The 4,251-nt window shown below is 36.0% G+C and carries 3 protein-coding genes; 2 read left to right on the top strand and 1 reads right to left on the bottom strand.

Annotated features, from left to right (window positions below):
• Positions 1-415: 415 nt before the first annotated feature.
• A complete protein-coding gene (gene infA / locus OZD61_RS05245) occupies positions 416-679 on the top strand; it encodes a translation initiation factor IF-1 (protein WP_007550159.1) in 264 nt (87 codons plus the stop codon).
• Positions 657-1,253, top strand: a complete 597-nt coding sequence (locus tag OZD61_RS05240) for a Maf family nucleotide pyrophosphatase (RefSeq protein ID WP_274980101.1) — start codon at positions 657-659, stop codon at positions 1,251-1,253. Before infA ends, OZD61_RS05240 begins: the two co-directional genes overlap by 23 nt.
• Here the strand turns inward: OZD61_RS05240 and OZD61_RS05235 are convergent.
• Positions 1,245-3,923: a hypothetical protein gene (locus tag OZD61_RS05235; protein ID WP_274980100.1), complete on the bottom strand. Its 2,679-nt coding sequence runs from the start codon at positions 3,921-3,923 to the stop codon at positions 1,245-1,247. The genes OZD61_RS05240 and OZD61_RS05235 overlap by 9 nt on opposite strands.
• Positions 3,924-4,251: the final 328 nt, after the last annotated feature.

Genomic DNA, 4,251 nt, shown 5'->3' with positions numbered 1-4,251 from the left:
ACCAGCTTGCAAATGATTGTCCTTTCCTTCATTTCTCTCCTATTACGAAGATTTTAAACAGGTTCTAATGAGTCTGGTAATGCTCCACGACAGAAGAAAAGATTATCCAAATCTTCAAGCGTTGATAATGAGTCTTATGTTCCACTGAGAGAGAAGACAACATTACTCAAATCTTTAAGCGTTGATAGTGGACTTGATAGCGATGAAGAAAATTGTGATAATGATTTATCTTTCAACATAAGTCCTATAAGTTCTATTGAGAAGGTGGCAGAGAGTAGAAACGTAGGTAGGGTATCATTGTGAAGATGGTTGGGGTTAAGTTGCAACTTAAGTGGGGCGCAAAAGGTCTTTTGTGTTGATAATAATTTAAAATCTATAGTAGACTAAAAAAGATTATTAAATTATAATGTAACATATGATAAAGGACGAGAAGTCGAAAACAATTTTTGAAGTGGAAGGGGCAGTAACTGCTTTACTACCTGCAGCAGAATTTAGAGTGAAACTGGACAATGAACATGAGATTATCTGTCATGTATCAGGGAAAGTGAGAAGAAGTAAAATACGCATCATTATAGGGGATAGGGTGTTAGTTGAGATGAGCATTTACGATAGGAATGCGAGAAAGGGTAGGATCATTAGAAGGCTTAAAGGTACAAGTGACAGAACGATCTCTAAATAATCTTATTCTTGCTTCATCATCGAAAAGGCGTATAGCTTTACTAAAACAAATAAACATTGAGCCAGGTCTAATTTTGCCAGCAGATATAGATGAAGCCCCTTTAAAAAAGGAACTTCCGAAGGATTACTCAATCCGTATGGCAAAAAGTAAAGCTGAGAAAATACAAAGTTTAAATCCAAATTATTTTGTGCTTGGTGTTGATACAGTTGTTGCTTGTGGTAGAAGGATATTGTTCAAAGCTGAAAACGTTGAGCAAGCAGAAAAATGTATCCGCTTGTTATCAGGAAGAAGGCATAGAGTATATACCAGTGTATGTCTATTAACTCCCGATCAATCTAAACAACATATCAGGACTGTGGTTACAATAGTGAAATTTAAACGTCTCAGTGAACAAGAAATTAAGTATTATTTAGCATCAGAAGAGTGGAAAAATAGGGCGGGGGGATGCAATATACAAGGCCTAGCTGGAGTGTTCGTATTGTTCTTACGCGGCTCCTACTCTTCCGTTATAGGGTTACCATTACATGAAACCTATTGTTTGCTAAGCAATTATTTTAACTTCAATTTATATTGAAATACCTTTATTAGTATCTTTTTTTTGTTGTGACTCAGCAACCTGTTTAGCCCAATCTAGTGGTCTTTTATTTCTGTTAGCTAATGCAATTCTATTGCGATCATAACCATCAGTGTGTTCTGTTAAAGTATCTCCTCTTTCTTCTTCTATTACTCCAGCTTTCAGTTGTGCTTCATCTTTCTCTAGTAATTTATATAGTTCGCTATTTTTATCTACAGTTGGATTAGTGTCATTATTTTCTCGTTCTGCCACTGTTTTTTCTAACCACTTACGTATAGGGTCATATTGTTTACCTTCTCCTATCTTTTCTAAAATGTTTTCTGAGAATGAATCTTTAGGAATATTTTCTTTAGTAGCCTGTTGTGCCGGTTCTCTTAACCCTTTATCCGGGTTTCCCAATGCTCCTTTTAACTCACTCGTATCTCCGATTTCTTTTGGTTCAATGTTTTCTAAGCTCTTCTTTAACTGTTCAGGATTTACTTGAGATTGTTCATTATTGTCATGAGTTGGAGATGAATAGCCCGAATCGTTTGCTTTTATGTCTGTTGAGCTGTCTTTTAGCAACCCAACTTCTCTCAAGCGTTTTTTAGTTTCTTCGCTAATCTGACTCTGATCAGCTGGTTTTAACCCGAGATTTTCTTGACCTAATGTATTTTTAAGTTCTTCAAATAGAGTTAGATTACTTTGTCTAATATGTTCTTCTAATTTCCTTCCTACCTGTTTTAAATCTGTTTGAGATTTACTATCACTATTAGTTGGAGATATGTAGCCTGAATCACTTATACTATTTGGTGTTGAAGCAGAGACACTAATAGTTGGACCTTCCACTATTTTTACATCTGCTAAATCGTCTTTTTGCAATCCATCTTCTTTATCTTGTGACAGTTTATCAGTAGGATCAACTTGCCTTAATCCTCTATTATCCTGCTGTGATCTATCTCTGATTTCTTTAAGAAGATTTTCAGGTGGAGTTTGATCACTTTGTTCAATGTTCTCTAAGCTCTTCTTTAACTGTTCAGGATTTACTTGAGATTGTTCATTATTGTCATGAGTTGGAGATGAATAGCCCGAGTCACTTTTATTATTGAGTGCTGTAGCAGAGAGCGGCTGTTCACTTTCTTTCCACTTAGCATCACTAGCATCTTGGTTATCACTGTTATCTGGAGAAGATGAATAAGGAATTATGTCCTTTAATGTCTCTAACGGTGATGGGTTATTTTTTCTACTTCCTGCAATTGATGCTTTTCTATCATCAACATCAATGTGCCGTAAGTTGTTTTTCTTGAAATTTCTGATGTCTTGTAACAGATCGCCTTTGCTATTTCCTTCTTGTTGCTGGGTTTTAGGTTGTTGCTGATCATTAGGTGTTTGCTCACTTCTATCTGGTTTTTGGCTTCCAGGTACAGCATGTCCAAATGTAGGATCGTCATACCGTTCATCTTCTTGCCTATTATCTTGATTGTGGCTTACAGACTTGGTGAAAGTAGAACTATCTGAAGAATCAGAAGTTGCACCTTTTTGCTGATTATTAGGTGTTTGCTCATTTTCGCGCAAGTCATCTGGTTTTTGGCTTCCAGATTTGGCTCCCCCTTGCTCATCGAAAACACCTTTTTTAGGTGGTAGTGAACTAGTTCTAGGTGGAAGTGGCGGAGGAGTTTTTTTGTTCTGAGGATTCTCCTCAAAAAGCGATTGTAGGTTATAAACTTGACCTCCCAAATTTGCTTCTCGTGCTGTTTGTCTAAGCTCACGCTTTTCTTTAGCCTCCTGAGAATTAATTTTATCGTCAAAATCTTTTCCAATTCCGCTATCGTAAGACTGCCTTCTGCTGTTAGATTGTAGTCCAAAATGTGAAAGGTGGTTTTCTTTTTTTTGAGTTATATCAGTAGCTTGAACGCTAACACCTCTATTAACATCAATTCTTGTTGTAGTTTCAGATGATAGCTCGTTACTGTCTTTATTATGTTGCATCTCATTCGCTTTTCCTTGTCCTTTCTCCCTGAATTGTATTTCATGCAAGAATAAACCACCTATTTTTACATCTCTGTTTACTTCTAACCGTTCTAGAGAAAAATCATCACCTTTAACAAGGTCTACACCGTTAGCATCAATCTTAATTTTGATCTTACATTCCTTCCCCTCCGCATACCACTTTAAAGTCATTTCATACGAACCATCAGTTACGACATAATGTCTTATTTTTTTCCCTTCTTCCTCGGCAACAAAACCATGCATTCCGCTCTTTCCATCACTATGCAATGTTGAAAATCCTGAGATTTCATTCTTCTCACAAAAATCACTATTTAAAAATTCGCTAATTTTAAACTCTTTTTTGTTATCTCCCAGCGTAATACTTGCGTGATTACCGTATATTGAAACTCCTGCAACATCATCAACATACTCTTTCAACCTTTCTTTAACTTCACTTTCAAGCTCTTGTCCAGCTTTCTTTGTCTTGTCGCATTTCTGAAGAATAACTCCATATGCTTTATCTTTGTTTTCTTCTTCGTCCCAATTCCAGTTGGCGTGTTTTGTTAAAAACTTTACTGTGTTAAAATCAACTCTAGCATTATAAATTGGGTCGTCTTCCTTTTTTATTTTATCAAATAAAGGAAAATTTTCTTGAATGCGCTCATTATAAATGTGTTCTTGTTGTGTATCGTTAGTGCCCATATATCCCTCACTAATAACCCTCTGCCTTTAGTTCTAGCTAATACTAGCTAATATAATTATCACAAGCATTGGTTGAATTTTTATTAAGGAAGGTTGTGTTACTAATGTGATGACACAAGCTATTTTATGGTAACATCAAACGATTTAAGTTGTCATTCCAGTCTGGAATCGAGCCTTTCACGAACCCCATCAAAAATGTTGTGTTTTAACATAAGATTAGCCACTTTTATGCTCACCAATTTAGTGCCAATCAAGATTCCTGGATCCCAGTGGGCTTTGTTGCATCGCTAGCTATGATGGATTAAAGATAAAAAAGATAGCGAATATC

It is taken from the genome of Wolbachia endosymbiont of Drosophila bocki, from assembly GCF_028982005.1.
Taxonomy (GTDB): Bacteria; Pseudomonadota; Alphaproteobacteria; order Rickettsiales; family Anaplasmataceae; genus Wolbachia; species Wolbachia pipientis.
The sequence above is the reverse complement of the archived record's forward strand: the minus strand, read 5'-3'. Positions and strand labels throughout refer to the sequence as shown.